The 21581-nt window shown below is 63.6% G+C and carries 18 protein-coding genes and 1 pseudogene; 6 read left to right on the top strand and 13 right to left on the bottom strand.

Translation table 11 applies throughout. The features are described from left to right. Positions 1-28 precede the first annotated feature (28 nt). Positions 29-322 carry a hypothetical protein gene (locus ACQS5P_RS18165; RefSeq protein ID WP_428938037.1) on the bottom strand — a complete coding sequence of 98 codons (294 nt, stop codon included), beginning with the start codon at positions 320-322 and terminating at the stop codon, positions 29-31. A gap of 218 nt (positions 323-540) precedes the next feature. Here ACQS5P_RS18165 and ACQS5P_RS18160 point away from each other — a divergent pair, with 218 nt between their 5' ends. Then, a complete protein-coding gene (locus tag ACQS5P_RS18160) occupies positions 541-903 on the top strand; it encodes a hypothetical protein (RefSeq protein ID WP_428938036.1) in 363 nt (120 codons plus the stop codon). Positions 904-957: 54 nt separating this feature from the next. Here ACQS5P_RS18160 and ACQS5P_RS18155 read toward each other — a convergent pair whose 3' ends face one another. The 9 genes from ACQS5P_RS18155 to ACQS5P_RS18115 form a co-directional block, all read right to left on the bottom strand. Further along, positions 958-1398, bottom strand: a complete 441-nt coding sequence (locus tag ACQS5P_RS18155) for a hypothetical protein (protein WP_428938035.1) — start codon at positions 1396-1398, stop codon at positions 958-960. Positions 1399-1609: 211 nt separating this feature from the next. Beyond that, on the bottom strand, positions 1610-4468 hold the full coding sequence (locus ACQS5P_RS18150; RefSeq protein WP_428938034.1) for a glycosyl hydrolase 115 family protein: 2859 nt from the start codon (positions 4466-4468) through the stop codon (positions 1610-1612). Positions 4469-4508: 40 nt separating this feature from the next. Further along, positions 4509-4844: a hypothetical protein gene (locus ACQS5P_RS18145; protein ID WP_428938033.1), complete on the bottom strand. Its 336-nt coding sequence runs from the start codon at positions 4842-4844 to the stop codon at positions 4509-4511. Positions 4845-4861: 17 nt separating this feature from the next. Next, the gene (locus ACQS5P_RS18140; protein ID WP_428938032.1) at positions 4862-5770 is read right to left on the bottom strand and encodes a homocysteine S-methyltransferase family protein; all 909 of its coding nucleotides are present in this window, start codon (positions 5768-5770) and stop codon (positions 4862-4864) included. Beyond that, positions 5770-7059, bottom strand: coding sequence for a hypothetical protein (locus tag ACQS5P_RS18135; protein ID WP_428938031.1), 1290 nt, complete (start codon positions 7057-7059; stop codon positions 5770-5772). The genes ACQS5P_RS18140 and ACQS5P_RS18135 overlap by 1 nt, the downstream gene beginning before the upstream one ends. 45 nt (positions 7060-7104) lie before the next feature. Continuing rightward, entirely contained in the window at positions 7105-8751 is a 1647-nt protein-coding gene (locus ACQS5P_RS18130) for an ASKHA domain-containing protein (protein ID WP_428938030.1), read from the bottom strand. Between the two features lie 47 nt (positions 8752-8798). Beyond that, positions 8799-9773, bottom strand: a complete 975-nt coding sequence (locus tag ACQS5P_RS18125) for a cobalamin B12-binding domain-containing protein (RefSeq protein WP_428938029.1) — start codon at positions 9771-9773, stop codon at positions 8799-8801. A gap of 44 nt (positions 9774-9817) precedes the next feature. Next, positions 9818-10882, bottom strand: a complete 1065-nt coding sequence (locus tag ACQS5P_RS18120; RefSeq protein ID WP_428938028.1) for a uroporphyrinogen decarboxylase family protein — start codon at positions 10880-10882, stop codon at positions 9818-9820. 158 nt (positions 10883-11040) lie between these two features. After that, a complete protein-coding gene (locus ACQS5P_RS18115; protein WP_428938027.1) occupies positions 11041-11457 on the bottom strand; it encodes a hypothetical protein in 417 nt (138 codons plus the stop codon). Between the two features lie 171 nt (positions 11458-11628). Here ACQS5P_RS18115 and ACQS5P_RS18110 point away from each other — a divergent pair, with 171 nt between their 5' ends. The 4 genes and pseudogenes from ACQS5P_RS18110 to pstB all read left to right on the top strand — a co-directional run bounded on the left by ACQS5P_RS18110 (position 11629) and on the right by pstB (position 15965). After that, positions 11629-12630 (top strand): PstS family phosphate ABC transporter substrate-binding protein, encoded by a 1002-nt coding sequence (locus ACQS5P_RS18110; protein WP_428938026.1) that lies wholly within the window; start codon positions 11629-11631, stop codon positions 12628-12630. Between the two features lie 37 nt (positions 12631-12667). Beyond that, positions 12668-13651, top strand: a complete 984-nt coding sequence (pstC, locus tag ACQS5P_RS18105; protein ID WP_428938025.1) for a phosphate ABC transporter permease subunit PstC — start codon at positions 12668-12670, stop codon at positions 13649-13651. Positions 13652-14328: 677 nt separating this feature from the next. Next, positions 14329-15105 (top strand): annotated as a pseudogene (gene pstA, locus ACQS5P_RS18100) (phosphate ABC transporter permease PstA); the annotation flags it as partial. 11 nt (positions 15106-15116) lie between these two features. Continuing rightward, the gene (gene pstB, locus ACQS5P_RS18095; RefSeq protein WP_428938024.1) at positions 15117-15965 is read left to right on the top strand and encodes a phosphate ABC transporter ATP-binding protein PstB; all 849 of its coding nucleotides are present in this window, start codon (positions 15117-15119) and stop codon (positions 15963-15965) included. 138 nt (positions 15966-16103) lie between these two features. On the opposite strand, the gene ACQS5P_RS18090 is transcribed toward pstB, so the two are convergent. The 3 genes from ACQS5P_RS18090 to ACQS5P_RS18080 form a co-directional block, all read right to left on the bottom strand. After that, positions 16104-16892, bottom strand: coding sequence for a PEP-CTERM sorting domain-containing protein (locus ACQS5P_RS18090; protein WP_428938023.1), 789 nt, complete (start codon positions 16890-16892; stop codon positions 16104-16106). A 205-nt stretch (positions 16893-17097) separates the two neighbouring features. Then, the gene (hisA, locus tag ACQS5P_RS18085; RefSeq protein WP_428938022.1) at positions 17098-17841 is read right to left on the bottom strand and encodes a 1-(5-phosphoribosyl)-5-[(5-phosphoribosylamino)methylideneamino]imidazole-4-carboxamide isomerase; all 744 of its coding nucleotides are present in this window, start codon (positions 17839-17841) and stop codon (positions 17098-17100) included. 73 nt (positions 17842-17914) lie between these two features. Further along, positions 17915-18352, bottom strand: coding sequence for a PilZ domain-containing protein (locus ACQS5P_RS18080; RefSeq protein ID WP_428938021.1), 438 nt, complete (start codon positions 18350-18352; stop codon positions 17915-17917). 228 nt (positions 18353-18580) lie between these two features. On the opposite strand from ACQS5P_RS18080, the gene leuS reads away from it, so the two are divergent. Further along, a complete protein-coding gene (gene leuS / locus ACQS5P_RS18075; RefSeq protein WP_428938020.1) occupies positions 18581-21523 on the top strand; it encodes a leucine--tRNA ligase in 2943 nt (980 codons plus the stop codon). The last annotated feature ends 58 nt before the right edge of the window (positions 21524-21581 follow it).

Raw genomic sequence — 21581 nt, 5'->3', positions numbered from 1 at the left:
AGACGCGCGGCAGCAGAACCGCGCAGGATCAGCACACGGGCGGGGGCAGCCGCAGCAGCAGCGGGGACAGGCGCAGGCGGTGGCATTCGCTGGCGTCGGAGATCTCGATGCGCGGCGACTCGGCGACGATCCCGAGACGACGAGTCTCGAAGAAGCGAACGGACGGGACAACCCGGCTGAAGCTGACGCTCAGGCGCGTGACCAGCCGGCTGGCGACGGTCGTGACCCGAGGTCGCAAAGCCGGTGCGGCGGCAACCGCGCGGTCGGCGCACAGCGCCGCCGCCAGAAGTGCGATTGCAAGGACTTGTCTGGACCGCTTCATGGACTGCTGCCCGCCGTCACTCCGCCGACTGCACTGCCGGACTTGTCCGCCAGATGCCAAAACGTGCGGTTTGGGGTCAAACAAGTATTCGCTTGCCCGACCCGTCCGTCAAGCCACAGCACCCCAGGCAGCGGATCAATCAGTCCGCAACAGCCCGCCGCTCTTGCCGCGCCGGATTTCACATGCCTACTTGCCTCCGGCTCGGTAGCATAGCAGTCATGAACCAGCAGCATCCTCCGACCCCCGCCCGGCGCATCAAGCACCTCGACTTCAACCTCGCCGACCTCAATCAGTGGATGGAGGGCAAAACGCACGAGCAGATCGGGCGAACCATGACCGCGATCGGACTGGCCTGCCAGGCAAACGACGAACGCTATCTCGAGCAGTTCTCCTTCATCGACCGGATCATTTACACCGACCGCAGCGTGCGCAAGATCATCCGCGGCAGCGGCAGGCTGGACGACCTGGCTGGCATCGACCGCCCGATCGCCAGTGACGCAAACAAGCCATCCAGGCCATCCTCAAAGCGTGAGAAATCCGGCAGGAAATCCCAGCCGCCCAGGCGAAGCGTTCACACCTGAATCTGGCTGTGCCTCGCTCCCCGGCTTGTGTAGACGTGATCGGCCCGGCCCTCATCACGCCGCCTGAACCAGCTCCGGCTCAGGGACGTTATCCAGGCGGATTCTTCGCGGCTGTACCTTGCGGTACCCAAGCTGGGTGATGACCTCCAGGACTTCCGTCCAGGTGGGGAACATCTTTTTGTTCACCTTCTTGTAGGTCTCGATGGCCATCACGAACTCGAACTGCTCGGTGGTCATCTCGCCTTCCTCGGCGGCTTTGCGCAGGTCGCTGCGGCGACGCCCCGGTCCGCGGCGACGCTCCAGACCCGTCAGGTCCCGACGGTCCTTGCCGCTGCGACGCTCCGGGCCGGTGTAGCCCGACGCCTCGCGGCTGAGCTGCCGGCGATCCAGTCCGCTGCGACGATCCACCACGTTCTGCCGCCGATCCGCCACCTGGCCCGAAGTGCCCTGGCGGCGATCCGGCGCCACCGCCTGCGCCGCAGACGAAGATGCCAACGATGTTGATCCTTGCAGTTGCTGATCCATCACCACACCTCGGTTGCTGAGTAGCGGACCTGCGGTCCTTCGTGCACCTGCGATGCAATCCGGCCGCTTTCGGTGCCCTTGTCCTTCATCGTTTGGCGTCGATCCCGACTTGACCTTCAGGCGCGGCACTTTTCTCAGACCCCCCATCCGCTCACGGTCCCATAATCCCCCCACTGCCGCTTCACCCGCGCGCAAGGAAGCTTTCCGGCGGGCCGAGGTAGCTGGATCGAACCCCGCCGCAGTTGATCAGCAGCTTCTCCAACACCACCCCAGCATCGACCATCCAGACCTTCAACGTGTGATATCCCGGCCGATCCAGCCTGTGAACCGATCGTACCACCCGCGCGTTGTCTTTCACTGCCTGCTCCCACGCCTGCTGCGAACGGTCCGCCAGCGCATCGACAACCTGCGGCGGCTGGTCATCGAACGATATCCCCAGTCGCAATCCGCGTCCGGGCAGGTAATCCAGCGTCGGCGCCACGGTCGCCTCCACCGCCAACTCGCCCGATGTGAACAGGTAAACGTCGTACTCCAGGCGTGGCGAGCGGTCCGGCGGCATCACGCTCGCCGACGTCACCGGAACAATCGTCATCGCCGACAGCGTACGACCGTAATCCGGGATCGCTTCCCATCGCGCCTGGTCGGTGTCGATCCTGCGGGCGAAGTGTTCGGCCTCCATCGACACGAACCCTTCGCCTTCAATGAACCCGCGGAACCCTCGCAGCGCCCGCGCATCCGACTCGCTCGGCTTGAACGTGCTGAGCCAGATGTGCACGGCGTCGGCGGCGCGGTGCCCTGGACGCTCGATCTTCACCCAGCCGCGCGAATGACCCTGCGGCGCCTGCTCCCAGTCGATCGTCACCCACAGCCGCTGGTCTTGCGACTCGATCCTGCCGCCGGCGCTGCTGAGCTGGATCCACCGATCGCTGGTTGTCACGACGTAATCGAACGGCTGGCGACCGCGATTGAACACGTCGATCCACCGTCGCTGACGGTTAAACGCGTCGAACGGCGGCAGCACGATCTGCCCCGGCATCCCCGGCCAGGGGCAGATCGCCGTGCCTTCGGCGGCCACACCCATCTCCGCTTCCTCGCTGACCTGCACCTGCGAGACCGCGGGCATGACATTCCTGGGCGGCTGGTTCCAGAACGTGTGCCCGATGTGCGTCTGATCCATCAGGTGGTTCCACTTCCCGCCGGCAAGCTCGCGGTTGTAGTAGCGCGTCAGCTCCTCGTCCCGCCGGAACAGCTCGCGCACTTGCGCGGCCAGTTCATTGGCACTGGCGCGACCCTGGCCGGCGTACAGCCTGTTCCGCCCGGCGGTGATGTTGATCTCCGTGACCAGCGCCGATGCCTTCGTCGGATGCAGCACGAGCTGGTAGAACGCGTCCTTCGCTTGCGGCGAAAGCTCCTGGTACACGCGCTCGGCCTGCTCAACAATCTGCTTCCACTCCGCCAGCACGCGGTCTGCCTCGTTGTAGTTCAACAGGCTGAACGTGTCCGGCTCAACCAGCTCCGGCTTCCGCCGGCCGTTGTACTTGGTGTACTTCGAGATGATCTCGGCGATCGTGCTGGCATGTTCGGGCCCGAACTCTCGCCGCGCCCACAGCCGGGTGTATTCGGCCAGCTTTTCCTTCGGCCAGGCGCGCGGATCCCATGCCATTCTCAGGAAAAACTCGATGGGAAACTCCAGGGGCTTAAGGTCTCCCACGTTGACAATCCATATCCGATCCGCCCCGTGCTCCATCGCCAGGTTCATCTGTTCCCAGATCCTGCTGATCGGGACGGTGTTGAGCCACTTGTACGACCTTGGCCCGCCGACGTAATCAAAGTGGTAGTAGATCCCCGCCCCGCCCGGACGTTTCCGTTCCGCCTCGGTGGGCAGCCGCCGGATATTGCCCCAGTTGTCGTCGCACCACAGCAGCGTGACGTCCTCGGGCACGCGCATCCCCTTCTCGTAGTACTCCTGCACCTCCTTGTACAACGCCCACAACTGCGGCACCTTCGTGACATCCGGGTCGATCCGCTCGGCGATGATCCGACGCTGATCGGTGATGATCCGCTGAAGCAGCGCGACGTTCGCCTCCTCGCTCATCGGCTCGTCCCCGTCGCCACGCATCCCGATCGTGATGATGCTTTCGTAGTCGCGGTTGCGGCGGATGCCTTCATCCCAGAACGCGCGAAGCACCTGCGCGTTGGTCGCATAGTTCCACGGCCCGGTGCCGTGACGCTTCCATTCCTGCTGAGCGCGGAGCATCGGCTCGTGATGGCTGGTCCCCATGACGATGCCGTACTCGTCGGCGAGTCTGGGGTTCAGCGGATCGTCCTCGTTGAACGCGCTGCCCCACATCGCCGGCCAAAGATAGTTGCCCTTCAGCCGCAGCAGCAGCTCGAATACTTTCGTATAGAACCGGTGGTTGTAGTCGCCGAACTTTTCCCACACCCAGCCGCTCAACGCCGGCTCCTCGTCGTTGAGGAAGATGCCGCGGTACCTGACGGCCGGCTGCTGGCGGGTGCACACGCCCGGGCGAACGAAGATCGTGTCGTGTCGCCGCACCGGCACATCCGCCCACCAGTACCACGGCGATACGCCAATCTGTTCCGACAGGTCATAGACGCCGAAGATCGTGCCCCGCCTGTCGCTGCCGGCGATGACCAGGGCATCCGACACCCCGGGCATCGGCTCGGGCAGAACCTGGATGACAAACGCCTCCCACCGCCCGCGCACGCCCGAGACATCCAGCCGCCCCTGATCAATCAGCCGGTCGATCAGCGCGCTGCGCCCGATGGTGCCGATGATTACCGCCTGCCGCGACAGGCGCGATGCATCGTGCACAACGCCTGGCGTTCGGCCGGTCACGCGCTGAAGATCCGCGCACAGATCGTGGACGGCGCGCACCACGCCGGGGTAATCGTTTTCCCGGTCAACGTACAAAGTGGTGGTCTGGTCCGGCTGCGCCAGCGCGAATCCGCCGGGCACGGGCGCGAATTCCACATACCGATCCGGTCCCAGCGCCATGCTCTGGTGTGCTTGTGTCATCGCTGTGCATCATCCGCGCGCGGCCTCCCGCGGCAACCCCTCAGGTGCCAGGATCGACCCAGATGGCCCCGTTCTCCACCGTCAGGCTCACTCCCGCTGCCCGCGCCGCCTCCTGCAACGCCGCATCCAGCATCGCCACCGGATCCGGGCCGAACTCCAGCCGGCGCATCAGCCCCTCGCCCTTTTTTGTTCCCACCGTCAGGGTGATCTTCAGCCCACGACGCTTGCACTTGACCATCGTCCCGTCCTGAAGCGTCGCATTCATCGGCTTCAGATATGCATCCACATAGTGCACGCCGATCCCCGATCGGTCATCGGTGAACTGCGGCAGCTTCTGCTTCGCCGATTCGTTGACGTCGCAGAGTTTGCTTTTCATGTCCTGGCTCCCCGTGTTCATCTTTGACCGAGATACTCATCCATCGCCTGGCGGAACGCGCGGATATGCTCGGGCGTGCTGCCGCAGCAGGCGCCGATGATGTTTGCGCCAGCCTCCAGCAGCGGCACAACGCCCTTGACCATCTCCTGAGGCGACTGGTCGTAGGTGACCTTCATGTTGACCAGCTTCGGCTGTCCCGCATTCGGCTGGACCATGATCGGCAGGCTGGTGACCTTGCGGTAGCGAAGCACCGCCTCGCGGGCGCGGTTCATGTCCATTCCCGTGCCGCAGTTCAGCGCCACGATGTCGGCGCCGTGTTCCTCCATGAACTGCGCGGCATGCTCCGGATCCACACCCATCATCGTCCGGAACGTCGAGCCATCCAGCGTCACATCGTAGGCCATCGAGCCGATCACGCACGGCGCTCCCGCCGCCCGGGCCGCCTCGATGCCCAGCAACAGCTCCTCAAGCGAAGTCATCGTCTCGATGATGATCGCATCAACGCCGGCTTCGACCAGCGCCCGGGCCTGCTCATTGAAGGCTTGGCGCACCTCCTCCTCGGGAATGTCCCCATAGGGCTGCATCAAGCCGCCGAACGGACCGATGTCGCCCAGGATGTACCCCTGGCGATCGCCAAACGCGCGGCGAACGATGTCCACCGCCGCCTTGTTGATTTCCACAACCCTATCCGCCAGCCCGTGGCGCTTGAGCATGATCCGGCAGCCGCCGAATGTGTTGGTGATGATGCAGTCGGAGCCGGCCTCGGCGTAGCGGCGCTGGATCGCCAGGACTTTATCCGGATGCGTCAGGTTCCACTGCTCGCCGCTGTGTCCCTGCTCCAGCCCCGCCAGCATGAGCTGCGTCCCCATCGCCCCGTCGCCGAGCAATGGCCTGTCCTTGATCGCTTCAAGTAGTGGCTTTTTCATCATGATTCCGTGGTTCGGATCTCTGTTGCGCTGTGCCTTGATTCTGTCCCGGCGCTTCGCTGCACCAGTGCATAGTGTATTGTCTCCAGCACCAGCCCCCATTTGTGCAGCCGCCGCGACGGCTCACAATAACACCCCGCCGCGTCCAGTTCCCGCCGCCAATTCAACGCCGCATCCAAAGGCTGGCCAAGCAGCGGCTGATCCTGCGCGATCGCGTCGAGCAACCGTTGGCCGTCTTCAAGGTAGCGGCACATGAAGCGGTGCCCCTCATCCCCGGGCGCCGGAAGGCAGCGCTGCTGAAGGATCAAATACCCCTGTTCCGCCGGGCCGAGCCGCACTTCATAATGAAATTTGAACTTTCGCCCCATGTTGGTGCAGGTCGTGCCCTCATAAACGAACTGCGCCCGGATCGTGCCATCGGGCAGGTCGCTCAGGCTCAGCCGCTGCTGCGCCCAGCGGGCCAGGGCGTTGGTCGGCGTGATGTATCGGGCATCCCGTCGCAACGGCGACGCAGCAGCCGGCGGCACTTGTGGCAAGGGAATCTCCGGACGCGAAAAGTCAGGCACGCCCCGGTACGGCGCCCGCCGGAACTGACACGGCCCGAACGAGCAGCTCTGGCACGGCACCAGCTCCGTCAGCCGCTGCCGCACACGCTTCACCTGTCGCGTCAATCCGAACACGGCCAGCAACGACTTCTTCGGACGCAGCATCCCGCTGGGCAGCGCATCCAGCTCCAGCCGCATCCGCTGCGTCCAGTTGCTCTTGATCAGCTCGAGCAATCGAGGCTGCTGTGACACATCCCACTGGCTGTATCCGGGGCTGTAATGCGGAAGCACCGCCAGCCCGGCGGTCTCGGCCCAGCCGCACAGCCGCGCGCCTGTGGTGGTCACCAGGTGCTCGACCACCGCCGCTCCGTAGCTTTCCAGGAAGAAGTATTCGTCGGGCCTGTGCTGCTCCCAGGCGCGGCGTGCCTCGGCCTCAAGCTCAGCTCCGGCACTGACGGCCACCAGAATCGCACCGTGCGCCTCCGCATCGTGAAGCATCTGTCCCAGCCGGCTGCTGGTGAAGCTCACCCCGTCGATCAGGACTGAGCCATTGATCACTTCGACCCGCTCGGCCGCTCGCGCGTACACCCACGGCCTGGCATGCGCCGCGTACCAGGCGCGCACCCAGCCGGCCAGCTCCCTGGCGCGCCCTTCCAGCACGTGTCCGCGCGGATATCCCAGCAGCCGCGCGTACTCCGCCGGATCAACCTGTACCTGCGGAGATGGGTCGATCAACTCGAACATACGATGCAACCTGGCCGGCCACGGCCCGCCCGGCGGGCGGCTCGGTCAACCGGCAACGTGCGCTCGCGCCGTCTCCAGCGGCTTGAATTGACAACCCTCCACAAAGTAGTCGAAAAACCGCGGATGCGTCTCGAGTCGGCAATGCTCAACCCGCTTGACCAGTTGCTCCAGCTCCTGACGCTTGGTCTTCGAGAGCAACGCGATGCAGGCTCCTTCGATCGCCGCGTTGCCCACCTGCACAATCTTCGAGTCGTCGATGTTTGGAATCAGCCCGATTCGCTTGGACGATTCAATCTTCAGATGCTTGCCGAACCCCCCGGCAAGGTAGAACACCTCGACGTCGTCAAAGTCGATTCCGTAGTTGCTGAAAACGATCTGGAGTCCGGCGGCGTTGGCGGCCTTCGCCTGCGCCAGCTCGTTCACGTCGCTCTCAAGGAAATAGATCCCGTGTTGCGCGTCCAGCACGACGCGATCCAGGCCATCCTCGAACCGCCCCATCGGGTTCATCCGCCCGGTGCGCAAAAGCTCGGCCAGCAGATCGACCAGGCCCGAGCCGCAGATTCCCTGTGGCGGGCCATTGCCGATCACGCCCAGGCGGAAGGTCCCGTCGCCGTTCATGCTCACGTCCTCGATCGCGCCATCCAGCCCGGGCATTCCGCAGGCGATCGCGCCTCCCTCGAACGCCGGTCCGGCCGGACACGACGCGGCCAGGATACGGTGTCGGTTGCCCACGATCAGCTCGGTGTTGGTGCCGATGTCCATGATCGCCACCAGCCGCTCCTCGTGCGCCAGGTCCACCGCCAGCATGCACGCCGCCGCGTCGGCACCCACGTGCCCGCTGATGATCGGCGCGCCCCACACACGTGCCCGGGGATGAATCGGCAGCAGGCATCGTCTGCCCGTGTCGCTCAGGCTCGTCGAGCTCCGCTTGCCCTGCATCATCTCGATCTCAGTGATCGAGCGATACGGATGCTGCCCGATCGAATACACGCTCTGCCGGAAAAACAGATCGCGCATCGTCGAGTTGCCCACAACCACCACTTCATAGATCGATCTGGGATCGACGGGAAACGCCTCGATCACGTGCGAAAGGTATCCGGCCAGCGTGCGCATCAGCAGTTTCCCGCCGTGCTCGGTGTCGTAGCGGATGCGCGACATCACGTCCGACCCGCCGAATCGCTGCGGGTTCTCGAACGATGCGTCGGCGATCATCTCGCCGGTCTCCAGATCAAACAGCCGCAACACCACCGTGGTCGTGCCCAGGTCCAGCGCGATGCCGTGGATTGGCCCGGTGGATCGCTCGATCTCCACCCCGTCGATCAGGATCCGATCTCCGTCGCGGGTCACACACGGATCCAGCGGGATCGGCCTGCCGCTGGTCGGCAGCCCCAGAGCGTGCCGCTCGATGCGCATTTGCCCGCGACGCATCGTGTGACAGCGGATCTGCCCCTGGTCGGCGATGACGCGGCACTGGCACGCCAGACGGAAGTTGCCTTTCAGGTGTTTCTCGGCCTCGGTCGGCGGCGACAAAAGATCCATCCCCCCGTTCACTTCGACCACGCACTCCTTGCACTTGCCACTTTTCTGGCACGAGGTCGGCACCCGCACGCCCACGCGCTCGGCCTGGTCAAACAGCAGATCCCCCGGACGCACTTGCGTCTGGATTCCGTTGATGGTCATCAACACCGGCATATCAGCTCATCGCCTGGCCCGCATCTGTGGGCACCATCCAGCCCCGCTCATCCATTCACCGCCTTGAGCAGTTCGGCCTTGACGGCTTCGGCCACCTCCTGCGCCGAACCGGGTCGCTGCTGCTCGTCGGACCATTTCCACTGCGCCGTGTACGAGTCCGAATCGGTCAGCCCGCGCTTCTGCGCCGCCGCGTCGATCATCGCCGTTACCTTCGGGCCAAGCTCCAGGTTCACTTCATTTCCCGCATCGTCCTCGGCCCGGATCTGCGAGGGGAACTCCTGCCAGTACAGAATCCTGTAGGTGGTTCGCGTTCCCGCTCGCCCAGTTGGCGGGGATGATGGCGACGACGCAGGCCCAGGAAGACTCGCTTCGGCGGGGGCGTTGGCGGCGCCGACCAGTCGCAAAAACAGGTCCACCGCCGCCGAGGCGTTCTGCCCGTATCCATCGGCGCCGATCTCGTCGGCGAACATCTGGCTGATCGGCGCCCCGCCGACGGCGAACTTGATCTGCGTCCGCCCTGCCGAGCGAAATCCGTCGATCACCGTCTTCATGTACGTCATCGTCGTCGTCAGCAGCGCGCTCATCCCGATGATGTCCGGCTTGACCCGGTCCGCCGCCGCCATGAACTTCTCGACGCTTTGATCCACCCCGATGTCATGCACCTCGAATCCGGCGCCCTCGGCCATCATGCAGACCAGGTTCTTGCCGATGTCGTGCAGATCGCCGCGCACCGTCCCCATCAGCAGTGTGCCCACTCGCCTCGTGCCGCTGTCCTTGGCGCTGAGCAAAGGCTTGAGCACCGCCATCCCCGCCTTCATCGCGCGCGCCGCGATCAACACCTCCGGCACATAGAGAATGTTGTGCTTGAAGTCTTCGCCGACCACGCTCATCCCGGCGATCAGTCCCTCGTTGAGGATCTCCTGCACCGGCCGGCCTTCCGCCAGAGCGTCTCTGGTCATCTGCTCGACTTCCTTGGCCTTGCCTTCGTACAGGCATTGGTTCATCAGGGCGTAATCGGGCATGGCTATTTCCGCTGCGGCCAGCCAGTCGCTGGGCCGTCCTCCATTCAGACCTGGGCCAACTTCTTGCCGTTGAATTCCTCCAGCGCCTCGAGCATCGCCAGGATGTTCTGCCGCGGCATGCCGGGGCTGGTGCCGCCACCGACCGACAAGATCATCCCCTTGCCGTCGCTGGCCCCGCCCTCCAGACACTCCAGCGTCGCGCGTTTGACCTCTTCGGGAGTGCCGCGGACGCCGATTTCCAGCGGATTGACGTTTCCCATCAGGCACATGCGATCGCCCACCCGCCGCTTGACCTCGCGGATGTCCTTCTGCTTGCCCCAGTTCAGCACATGGAAGCCGCAATCGGGCAGGTGATCCAGGCAGGCGTCGATCTCGGCATCGTTGTGATACAACTTGATCCAGTGCTGGGGGAACGCATCACAGATCCGCTTCAGGTACGGATGGGCAAACTCGCGGTAGTGCTCTTCATTGATGAAGCCGACGATGTCGTCCAGCAGGAACAGCCCTTCGACCGTGTCCCCGAGCACCTTGTGCTGTGCCTTGAGCCAGTCGATCACCACGCGTGTACACAGGTCGATCAGCTTGTGCGCGCCTTCGGGGTTCTCCACCAGATCGACCATCAGGTTGGTGGTGCTGCGAACGAACCCCGCCGTGCACAGCGGGCCGCGCGCCGTCACGAAAGGCAGAATGTATCCATGATCCAGGATCCGCTGACGGTGCATCCGGTAGCGATGCAGCGTCAACGCGGCGAACCCGTCGGCCTCCACCTCGTATTCCGGCAGCAGATCAATGTCCTCCAGCCGGTCCAGGCGGTGGTACTCGCTGGGGGTGTTGTCCATCCAGAACTTGATCTTGGCCCCCAGGACCGACGGCTCGGCGGCCATGCCATACTCCACCCACCAGGACGGAACGAAGATGATCTGCGGAAACTCGCGCATGATCCTGAGGTTGGACTGGAACCACAGTTCGGGGTCCAGGTAATAGTCCAGGTGGGAGATTCCCAGGTATCCGGGAATCCAGGGACTGTCGATTATCAATGCCATGGGGATTTTATCGAGCGTTTCCAGACGCGCGGCACGCTTGAACGTCTCCCATTGTGCAGGCAGCATCGCCGTCTCCTCGAAGGAGCCCATTCACGACGGATCGGTCATCCAGTGGCAGGATTGTGCAACCGTTTCGCTGATGGACCTGATGAAATCATAGCCGAACGGCGCGCGCAACCAAAGCGCCATGCTCCCACAGACACATGGTCGGAGCGCCGTGGCGGCTAATTCTGCAATCTCTCCCCCTGAAACGTGTAGTTCAGCTCAGTCCCATCCTTCCTGGTCCACTTGAGCTGCCCATTGATCGTGGCGGCGGTGACGGTGCCGCTCCAGTGCACCTTGCCCTCGGCTTGGCTGGTCTGTTCCGCCGAGAAGTTCGCCGGACCGAATCGACGCGTGTCCTCTTCGTAAGGCGCGGGCTTGAAACCCAGCTTCCCGAGGTACTCGCTGCTGAACTGGCTGCCCTTGAAGCTGATAACATCGTCGAACTCTTTGGCTTTGGCCTGGCGGGCATCGTCGTCCGGCACGGCCTTGATCTTCCAGCGGGTTGACTCGAACGGGTCGGCCAGCGACAGACCCAGCGCCAAGACCACAACCACGAGCAGCGGAAAGCTCCCGATGAACGACCGGATGCGGAACATGATGTCTCCCTGGTATTGATGGTTGAGCAGCCAGATGCCTATTCTACCCGCCAGGCCGGCGGCCCGCCCAGGCAGTAAGATTTCCACCACCGCTAACGGGTTCTTCACACGATGCTAACACACGGGGCATAGCGTGCCGCGGCACAGCATACTCGAAAGGAGACACTGTCGATGCTCAACATCCTTCGCAATGCCGCCTGCGCCGCGATGCTCGTCGCCGCCGCTTTTGGCCTGGCTCCGCTGGCCCGGGCTGAGTCGATCATCCGAATCGACGGCTCCAGCACGGTTTATCCGATCACCGAGGCCGTGGCCGAGGAGTTCCAGAAGTCCGCCTCGCAGGTCAAGGTGACGGTGGGAATCTCCGGCACGGGCGGGGGATTCAAGAAGTTCGTTCGCGGCGAGACAGACATCTCCGACGCTTCACGCCCGATCCTCCAGTCGGAGATCGATCAGGCGAGGCAGGCGGGCATCAAGTTCATCGAGATCCCCGTGGCGTTCGACGCGCTGACCGTGGTGGTGAATCCCGCCAACAACTGGGTCGATCAGCTCACTGTCGAGGAGCTGAAAAAGATGTGGCAGCCCGACGCGCAGGGCAAAATCACCAACTGGAATCAGATCCGCAGCAGTTTCCCCAAGGCCCCGCTGAAGCTCTACGGCGCGGGCAGCGACTCGGGAACATTCGACTACTTCACCGAGGCGATCGTCGGCAAGAGCAAAGCCAGCCGCGGGGACTACACCGCCTCCGAGGATGACAACGTGCTGGTGCAGGGGATCGCCTCGGACCCCAATGCCCTGGGCTACTTTGGATATGCCTATTACGCTGAAAACCGCGACAAGCTCAAGGCCGTTCCGATCGTCAACCGGGAAGGCCGCGCCGTGCTGCCTTCGCCCCAGACGGTCAAGGATGGCAGCTACAATCCGCTGTCGCGGCCGATCTTCATCTATGTCAACGCCGCCTCGCTGGACAGGCCCGAAGTCTACCAGTTCGTCAAGTTCTACCTGGAGAACGCAACGGATCTGGTCAAGCAGGTCAAGTACGTGCCTCTGCCCGAGGAGATTTACCACAAGGCCCTGGAGCGGGTTGAAGCCCGAAAGACCGGCACGATCTTCGGCGGACGGGAACAGGTCGGCATGAAGATCGAGGAGCTGTTCGCCAAGGAGCTCAAAGAGTAGCCCTGATCCGGATCAATCAGAGGATGAAGGCAGAAGAATGAAGGATGAAATGGCGGTTCCGGCAAGCTCTGCCCAGCTTGGCGAAGACTTGCCGGACCTTTCGTTCGAGTCACCCGGGATTACCGGCGCGCTTCAGCGACTCAAGGAGCGTGCGATCGAGGCGGTGCTGTTCGTCTGCGGCGCCTCCTCGATCGTCGTGACGCTGGGGATCGTCGGGATGCTTGTCTACGAAAGCATCCCGTTCTTCCGTGCGGTTCCGATCCGGGATTTTCTGTTCGACACGCAGTGGACTCCCACCTTCGCCAACCCGCGATACGGGATCCTGCCTCTGCTCAGCGGCACGCTGGTCACCACGCTGGTGGCGCTGGTGGTGGCGGTTCCCATCGGGACGATCTCGGCGGTCTGGCTCAGCGAGTACGCCAGCGGTCGGCTTCGCGAGATTCTCAAGCCGGTGCTCGAGCTGCTCAGTGCGGTTCCCACCGTTGTCTACGGGTATTTCGCGCTGATCACCGTCACACCCATTCTGCGGTCGGTGCTGGCGGTAGTTGGCATCGAGCTGCCGGGATTCAACATGCTGTCGGCGGGGGTGGTGATGGGGATCATGATCATCCCGTACGTGGCCAGCCTCAGCGAGGACGCGCTGCGTGCGGTGCCGATGTCGCTGCGCGAAGGCTCTTTCGCCGCCGGCGCCACCAGGATGCAGACCGCCTGGCGCGTGGTGGTGCCGTCGGCGTTCAGCGGGATCACGGCGGCGTACATTCTGGGGATCGCGCGGGCGATCGGGGAGACGATGATCGTCGCCATCGCCGCCGGGCAACAGCCGCAGCTCACCTTCAACCCGACCAGCCAGGGCATGACCATCACCGCCTACATCGTGCAGATTTCCAAGGGTGACACGCCGCACGGATCCGTCGGCTATCAGACCATCTTCGCCGCGGGATTGACACTCATGCTGTTGACGCTGGTGTTCAACGTCGGCGGGCAGCTTGTTCGCAAGCGGTATCGGGAGGCTTACGCGTGAGCGACATCGTGCAGAACCTGCAAGCGGCGCGGACGCTGATCCGTCGGCGAAAGCGATCCGACCGGATCTTCAATCTCGTCGGAGCGGCGTTGATCGTGCTTGCACTGCTGGTTCTGGGAGGATTGATCGCCGGACTGGTGCGCGATGGCGCGGGGCGGCTGCTCAGTACTCACGAAGTCAAACCCGACGGACAACCGCCTGGATTCCGGGAAATCGTGGGCACGGTTCGCCGCACTGCTGAAGGTACCTGGATCCTCCAGCAGGATCCGATCGAGCTGCGGGTGTTGTCGCAACAGGCGGGCGAGGTGGCTGGGCTTGCGGGCCGGCGCGTCGCGGTGCGCGGCGACCTGCCCCGCGCCGGCGAGCGGGTGATGGACGCCGACGCCGTCCTGGCCATCCCCGACAGCCTGCCCCCCGGAGATCCGATCCCCGGCGATCCCGACATCGTCGGTCAGCTCATCAGAGCCGGTCACGACGGAGGCGCTTCCGGCTCTGCTCATGCTCAACCGCGGGCATCATCCGAGTTTGTCCTGTACCCGGATCCGATGCGACTGGAACTGGCCGACGGCAAAACCGGCCAGATCAACCTCAGCCAGTTCCAGGGCAGGCGAGTGGCGGTCGATGCTAGACGCCGCGGACGCAAGCCGGAGCTTGGGCTGATCACCGCCTCCGACATCGCGCCGCTTCGCTCGCGCAGCTTCTTCGCCTCGATGCCGTCGATGAGCCCCTCTCGCGCCGGCATCCTGCCCGGTGTGGTCGGCACGCTGCTGGTCATGCTGGTAACCATGATCCTCGCGATTCCGCTGGGCGTGGCGGCGGGCATCTACCTCGAGGAATACGCCCCGAAAAACAGGCTCACCGCCCTGATCGAGCTCAACATCGCCAACCTCGCAGGCGTGCCGTCGATCATCTGGGGCCTGGCGGGGCTGGCGCTGTTCATCTTCGCGCTGCACCTGGAGCGGAGCGTTCTGTCGGCTGGGCTGACGCTTGGGCTGCTGGTGCTGCCGATCGTGATCATCTCCACGCGCGAGGCGATCCGCGCCGTGCCCAACACCGTTCGCGAGGCCGCCATCGCGCTGGGCGCCACCAAGTGGCAGGCGACTCGCTACCACGTCCTGCCCTACTCGATGGGCGGGATCCTCACCGGCTCGATCATCGCCATGAGCCGCGCCATCGGCGAAACGGCGCCGCTGGTCGTCATCGGCGCGGTGCTGTTCATCAGTTTTCTTCCACCCTGGCCGGTGCAGACCCAACCGCCGTTCGTGAACCTGGAGTTTCTCAACAGCAAGTTCACCGTGGTGCCGATGCAGGTCTTCGACTGGGTGTCGCGCCCGCAGCCCGAGTTCCACGCCAACGCCGCCGCCGCAAGCCTCGTGCTGCTGGCGATGACGCTGGGCTTGAACGCGATCGCGATCGCTCTTCGCCTGCGGGCCCGCAAGTCGTTCAAGTGGTGAAGGACCGCCCGATGATGACGCGCTCATCTCCCCAGTCGCTCGGCTCCTCGCGGCACGGTCGCTTCACCGACGACGCGGCGGCTGCGGCTGTTGACGCCGGGCCACTCAAGGCCGAGGTACGAGACTTCAGCTTTTTCTACGGCAGCTTCCAGGCACTCAAGCAAATCAACCTGCCCATTGCCGAGCGAAGGATCACAGCGTTGATCGGCCCGAGCGGCTGCGGCAAGAGCACGCTGCTGCGGTCGTTCAATCGCATGCATGACCTGTATCCGGGCAACCGCTACGAAGGACAGATCATGCTGTATCCGGATGCGGTGAATCTGGTCGGAGCGGACATAGATCCGATCGAAGCCCGCATGCGGATCGGCATGGTCTTCCAGAAACCCAACCCCTTTCCCAAGAGCATCTACGAAAACGTGGCGTATGGCTTGCGACTGCGCGGCATTAACCGCCGATCGGTACTGAACGAAAGGGTCGAGCGGGCGTTGCGGTCGGCGGCAGTGTGGGAGGAGACCAGAGACCGGCTCCACAGCCCGGCGCAGGTGCTGTCCGGCGGGCAGCAGCAGCGGCTGTGCATCGCCCGGGCACTGGCGACCGAGCCGGAGCTTATCCTCTTCGACGAGCCGACCAGCGCCCTGGATCCGCTGGCCACCGGCCGGATCGAAGACCTCATGACCGAGCTGAAAAAGTCGGTCACGATCCTGATCGTGACCCACAACATGCATCAGGCGGCGCGGATCAGCGATTTCACGGCGTTCATGTACCTGGGCAAGCTGATCGAGTTTGACACCACCGAGAAGATCTTTACCAATCCATCGAACAGGTTTACCGAGCAGTATCTGACGGGCAGATTCGGATAGGCCGGCCAAAGTCTCAGCAGGCGCATCGCCGGCGCAGGAACCGGTCGGCGCGCAAAATGAAGCCCGGCGCTCACCGCACCGGGCTTCGGAGCACTTCCCTCTTACGACTTTCGTATTCGTCTGGCCGCAGCAGACGCCCTATTTTCTTCGCCGCGAGCGTGTCAGGCCCATCGCCGCGCCACCCAGCAGCAGACCACTGATCGTCGCCGGCTCAGGGATCGGCAATGCTTTGACTTCGACAACCAGATCGTTGAAGTCGAAGTCGGCCAGTTGTTCGCCCTCGAACTTGTCTTCCCAGAACAGCAGCCAGGTCGTGAGCTGGAACTGTGGCTGGGGCGGTTGGTCGAGGCTGGGGATCTGGTTGAACTCGATGCGGTAGGTGACCATATGGTCACGGCCGTCGGCGTTATCCGAGGGCTTGGAGGAGAGGATTCGCCCCTCCCCGCCGCGGCCCCAGCGCAGGATCTGTCCGGCCAGGCGTGTCAGGTCGGCGTCGCCCTGCACCTGATAGCCCCAGCCGGTCTGGTCGAAGAGCATGGTGTACGACCCGCCCGCCGGACCAGCGAAATAGCCGAAGTTCTGATCGTAGACGGCAAACTTGGCTTCCGCGGAGGCTACCCGGTAATCAGCAAACCAGGTTTGGTCGTCGCTGCCGTTTTCACCGATGATGTTCAACGGCTCGAACAGCGGCGCGCGGCCGGGTTGCGGATCGGGGAAATCATCAATGCGGACAGCAGTGATCTGCCCGTTGGTGAAATCCAGGTTGTGCGCTCCGGTCGGCTGGAAGTTGCCGCCATAGATGAACGACAGGATCTCGCGGTGCGTATCCTCTCCCACCGGAGGATTGATGGGGGTAAAGCCGGCAAAGGTCGCGGATGGGGCGCATAGACACAGCGCACCCATCAGCGCGCAGCGCGCTGAAAGCATTGTTCTCACGTAGCTTCCCTCTTAATTGAGCCTGTGCAGTACGTAACCTTCTGCTCAGCTCCCCGTTTGGCGAGAAAAACGTCGGGAGTGACAGCACAGAAATATACCACGTGCCCGGCCGACTGTTAACAGGAAATTCCGATTTATCGACACTTGAAGATGCGGCTGTTTGCCGGCCGGTGGTTTTGTTCAGTCGTTTGTCAAATCAGATGTTGCAGCAGCGCCGGCGCGCCAGTGCGATCGCCGATTGCAGGTCCAGCCGCCCCTCATGCAGACTCCGCCCGACCACCACCCCCCAGATCGGCAACTCCAGAAGTTTGCGCACATCCTCCAGACCCGCCACTCCACCACTGGCGATGACGGGAACGCGCCCGGCCTGGGCCAAGAGCTGGGTCTGTGTGAGGTTCGGCCCTTCGAGCATGCCGTCGCGGGCAACATCGGTGTACAGGATCCCCGCCAACGGCCAGTCGCTGACCTGCCGGGCGATCTCGACGGCCAGCTTTGGGGTTGTCTGTGTCCAGCCGCGGGTGGCGACGCGCCCGTCGCGGGCGTCCAATGCCAGCACGACGCGCCCCGCCAGCGACCCATCAGCCATCAGAGATTCAAACCACGCCCAATCTTCGATGGCCCGAGTGCCGACGACGACTCGTGCCGCGCCGCACTCGAGCAGCCGCTTGACATCCTGCGTGGATCGCACCCCGCCGCCGACTTGCACCCGCAACTGTGGAACCGCCTGCACAATTTGCCTGATCAAATCGAGTTGCGTTACCGCGCCCTGGCGGGCGCCATCCAGATCGACGATGTGCATGTACTGGGCACCGGCGGCGTGGAAAGAGCGGGCCGTTTCGATAGGGTCCAGGACATACTGGAGCTCTCTGGCGTAATCGCCCTGCTGGAGTCGAACCACCCTGCCGCCGCGGAGGTCGATGCTGGGAACCACCTGGAACATACCCCTGAGTGTAGTGATGCAGCGGGCGATGTGACAGGGGATCCCGCCGCAGGAGCAGTAGCAACAGGGGTGCTCAGGCGGCGTCGAGATGGGCGGCGATGCTGGCAAGAAACTCCACGCCCGCGGTCAGCCGGGGCATCGACCGGATGGTCGGGCTGGAAGAGTCGCCGCCTCGGTTCACCCACACCACGCGAGCGGGGATCATCTGCCGGCGGTTGGCCAGCGGCGTGCCCTGCTCGCCGATGCCCACGTGAATGCTCAGCAGCTTGCCCACCTGCACAGGAGCTGATGCGGGCAATTCGATTTTCAGGCCGGTGGCGCTGACGTCATGAGTCTGCCCGCCGATGAATCGAGCCGAGGACGGCTCATAGACCTTGACCGGGCGATGCTGGCGGATTCGCAGGCCGCGTCGCCGCTCTGCCGGCCAGCGACGCGCCTGGCCCTCGGTGCCGCTGCCGGCCCGCTCGGTTGCTTCGGAAGACTCGACGTCTGTTCGCACAAGAACCATCATGACCCTCGACCTCCCAGGTCGTCAGGCAGCAATCGCCTGTCGCCTGTTCCTGTTATCGGAACAGATCGGGGTGGAGTTGGAGAAAATTTGAGGATCGCGGGTTTTGGACGACCCCTGGCCGATCGCCGCATCGCAAAGCCGCAGTTGCCGGACACAGGTTCCATCCGACTTCCCCGGTGCATGCTGCGGTGCTTACGTGTCGGCCCGGCTTTGCGTAAGATCACCGCCATGCCCTACAACTTCACGGCGATCGAAAAGAAGTGGCAGCAGCACTGGCTGGAAAACAAGACGTTTCGGGCACTGGACCCGCAGGAAGCCGGCTCGATGCCCAAGATGTACGTGCTGGACATGTTTCCGTACCCCAGCGGCGCGGGGCTGCATGTCGGGCATCCCGAAGGATACACCGCCACCGACATCGTCTCGCGCTACCTGCGGATGCAGGGGTATAACGTGTTGCATCCGATGGGCTGGGATGCGTTTGGTCTGCCGGCCGAGCAATACGCGATCAAGACCAACACCCACCCGCGTATCACGACTGAACAGAACATCGCCAACTTCCGCCGGCAGATCCAGATGCTGGGTCTGAGCTACGACTGGGATCGGGAGATCAACACCACCGATCCCAACTACTACAAGTGGACGCAATGGATCTTCCTGAAGATCTTCAACAGCTATTTCGATCCGGTGGAGAAGAAGGCCAAGCCCATCACCCACCTGATGAACGAGCTGCTGAACGACAACTACGTGATCGCGCCGGATGGGCAGTTGAAGGTCAATCCCGTGCATGAGGGAATGGAAGCGCTGTCGGGAGAGGTGCGAGTCGAGCGGCTGTGGCGCGAGCTGTCGCCCGAGGAGCAACGAGAGGTCATCGACGCCCAACGGCTGGCCTACCTGGATGAGGTGCCGGTGAACTGGTGTCCGGCGCTGGGTACGGTGCTGGCCAACGAGGAAGTCATCGACGGCAAGAGCGAGATCGGCGGCTATCCGGTGGAAAGGCGTCCGATGCGGCAGTGGATGCTGCGGATCACCGCGTATGCCGACCGGCTGCTGGAAGACCTGTCATTGCTGGACTGGCCGGAATCGCTCAAGGAGATGCAGCGAAACTGGATCGGTCGCAGCGTGGGAGCCGAGATCGATTTCGAGATCGCGCATCCAACCCCGGATTCGTCCGCGGATACTGTCGAAGAAGGCACGGCTGAGGGTTCTGCATCGATCGAGAAAGACGAAGACGTCATCACGGTCTTCACCACGCGCCCGGACACGATTTACGGCGCCACGTACCTGGTGCTGGCTCCCGAGCACCCTCTGGTGGATCGGATCACCACGCCCGAGCACCGGGCCGAGGTGGACGCGTACCGGGCGCAGGTGGCGGCCAAGAGCGAGCGCGAGCGACTGGCCGAAACCAGGGACAAAACCGGCGTTTTCACCGGCGCGTATGCGATCAACCCGGTCAACGACGAGAAGATCCCCATCTATATCGCCGATTACGTGCTGATGAGCTACGGGACCGGTGCGATCATGGCCGTTCCAGCGCATGATCAGCGCGACTACGAGTTTGCCAAAAAGTTCAACCTGCCGATCCGTCAGGTGGTCAGACCGGTGCAGGGCGAGGCTCCCGCCGACCGCGCCTTCGAGGGCGAAGGCATCGCGATCAACAGCCCGATCATCGAGGGCATGCCCACCGCCCAGGCCAAGGAACACATCATCCAGACCCTGGAGCGTGAGGGCAACGGCGTGCGGGCGGTCAAGTACAAGCTGCGCGACTGGCTGTTCAGCCGGCAGCGCTACTGGGGCGAGCCGTTCCCCATCGTCTTCGACGAACAGGGCCATCCCTACGCAGTCGACGAATCGGAATTGCCCGTCACCCTGCCGGAACTGGACGACTTCAAGCCCACCGGCACGCCCGAACCCCCGCTCAGCAAGGCCAAAGACTGGCTGCGTTACGAGAAGGACGGCAAGGTTTACACGCGCGAGACCAACACCATGCCGCAGTGGGCCGGATCCTGCTGGTATTACCTGCGCTACATCGATCCGAAAAACGACCAGCGCTTCGTCGATCCGGCCAAGGAAAAGTACTGGATGCCGGTGGACCTGTACGTCGGCGGCGTCGAGCATGCGGTGCTGCACCTGCTGTACGCGCGATTCTGGCACAAGGTGTTGTACGACCTGGGCCATGTCAGCACCCCCGAGCCGTTCCAGCGGCTGGTCAACCAGGGGCTGATCCTGGGGGAGATGGAATATCACGTCTTCCGACGGCCGGATGGCACGTATGTCTCCGCCGATGAGCTGACGGATGTGAAGGAAGAGGTCGTCGGCGATCGCCCGGCCATGACCGCCATCCACAGGCAGACTGGCGAGAAGCTCATCGGCGAGCGGATCGACGAGGAACAGGTTCAGAAGGTCGGGCAGAAGTTCGTGCTGAAAAGCGACCCGTCGATCACGGTGGACGCCCGCGCGTTCAAGATGTCCAAGAGCCGCGGAAATGTGGTCAACCCCGACGAGATCGTCCGCGACTACGGCGCCGACTGTTTCCGCCTGTACGAAATGTACATGGGTCCGCTGGAAGCCAGCAAGCCATGGAATACCCGCGACATCATCGGGATGATGCGGTTCCTCAACAGCGTCTGGCGGAACCTGGTCGGTGATGAGCAGGGCACAGAGTCGGGCACGCATGCAGGCACGAAGGTGAACGACGGGCCGATCCCCGAAGCAATGGATCGCATGCTGCATCGGACCATCAAGAAGGTCGGCGAGGATATCGTCGCCTTGCGCTTCAACACCGCCATCGCCGAGTTGATCAAGCTCAACAACGAGATGACGGGGCTGAAGTCGATCCCGCGCGAGCTGGCCGAGACGTTCACGCTGCTGCTCTCGCCGTTCGCTCCGCACATCGCCGAGGAGATCTGGCAACGCCTGGGGCATCACAAGAGCCTGGCGCGTCGTCCCTGGCCGCAGTTTGACCCGAGCAAGCTGGTCGAATCGATGCTGGAACTGCCGGTGCAGGTCAATGGCAAGGTGCGGGATAAGATCACTGTGCCGGCTGACGCTGACGAGCAGACCGTCTTGCAGGCCGCCGAGAACGCCCAGCGCGTCCGCCCGTGGATCGAAGGCAAGACGATTCGCAAGCGCCTGTACGTGCCGAAGAAGCTGGTGAACCTGGTTGTGGGGTGAGAGCGGATAACAAGGTGACAACGTGACAAGCTGACCACATGACATGCGAGTCTGACCG

This window comes from Fontivita pretiosa (assembly GCF_050410795.1).
In the GTDB taxonomy this organism is placed as follows: domain Bacteria; phylum Planctomycetota; class Phycisphaerae; order Tepidisphaerales; family Tepidisphaeraceae; genus Fontivita; species Fontivita pretiosa.
Note: the sequence above shows the minus strand (reverse complement) of the source record. Positions and strands in the feature narration are given on the sequence as shown.

What these genes read in the sequence shown, in the direction of transcription:
- ACQS5P_RS18125 (WP_428938029.1), bottom strand. Translation starts at nt 9,773, where the DNA reads ATGCCCGATTACGCCCTGATGAACCAATGCCTGTACGAAGGCAAGGCC.
- ACQS5P_RS18160 (WP_428938036.1), top strand. Translation starts at nt 541, where the DNA reads ATGAACCAGCAGCATCCTCCGACCCCCGCCCGGCGCATCAAGCACCTC.
- ACQS5P_RS18120 (WP_428938028.1), bottom strand. Translation starts at nt 10,882, where the DNA reads ATGCTGCCTGCACAATGGGAGACGTTCAAGCGTGCCGCGCGTCTGGAA.
- pstC (WP_428938025.1), top strand. Translation starts at nt 12,668, where the DNA reads ATGAAGGATGAAATGGCGGTTCCGGCAAGCTCTGCCCAGCTTGGCGAA.
- ACQS5P_RS18080 (WP_428938021.1), bottom strand. Translation starts at nt 18,352, where the DNA reads ATGATGGTTCTTGTGCGAACAGACGTCGAGTCTTCCGAAGCAACCGAG.
- ACQS5P_RS18140 (WP_428938032.1), bottom strand. Translation starts at nt 5,770, where the DNA reads ATGAAAAAGCCACTACTTGAAGCGATCAAGGACAGGCCATTGCTCGGC.
- ACQS5P_RS18115 (WP_428938027.1), bottom strand. Translation starts at nt 11,457, where the DNA reads ATGTTCCGCATCCGGTCGTTCATCGGGAGCTTTCCGCTGCTCGTGGTT.
- ACQS5P_RS18130 (WP_428938030.1), bottom strand. Translation starts at nt 8,751, where the DNA reads ATGCCGGTGTTGATGACCATCAACGGAATCCAGACGCAAGTGCGTCCG.
- ACQS5P_RS18145 (WP_428938033.1), bottom strand. Translation starts at nt 4,844, where the DNA reads ATGAAAAGCAAACTCTGCGACGTCAACGAATCGGCGAAGCAGAAGCTG.
- ACQS5P_RS18150 (WP_428938034.1), bottom strand. Translation starts at nt 4,468, where the DNA reads ATGACACAAGCACACCAGAGCATGGCGCTGGGACCGGATCGGTATGTG.
- ACQS5P_RS18135 (WP_428938031.1), bottom strand. Translation starts at nt 7,059, where the DNA reads ATGTTCGAGTTGATCGACCCATCTCCGCAGGTACAGGTTGATCCGGCG.
- ACQS5P_RS18110 (WP_428938026.1), top strand. Translation starts at nt 11,629, where the DNA reads ATGCTCAACATCCTTCGCAATGCCGCCTGCGCCGCGATGCTCGTCGCC.
- ACQS5P_RS18165 (WP_428938037.1), bottom strand. Translation starts at nt 322, where the DNA reads ATGAAGCGGTCCAGACAAGTCCTTGCAATCGCACTTCTGGCGGCGGCG.
- pstB (WP_428938024.1), top strand. Translation starts at nt 15,117, where the DNA reads ATGATGACGCGCTCATCTCCCCAGTCGCTCGGCTCCTCGCGGCACGGT.
- leuS (WP_428938020.1), top strand. Translation starts at nt 18,581, where the DNA reads ATGCCCTACAACTTCACGGCGATCGAAAAGAAGTGGCAGCAGCACTGG.
- hisA (WP_428938022.1), bottom strand. Translation starts at nt 17,841, where the DNA reads ATGTTCCAGGTGGTTCCCAGCATCGACCTCCGCGGCGGCAGGGTGGTT.
- ACQS5P_RS18090 (WP_428938023.1), bottom strand. Translation starts at nt 16,892, where the DNA reads ATGCTTTCAGCGCGCTGCGCGCTGATGGGTGCGCTGTGTCTATGCGCC.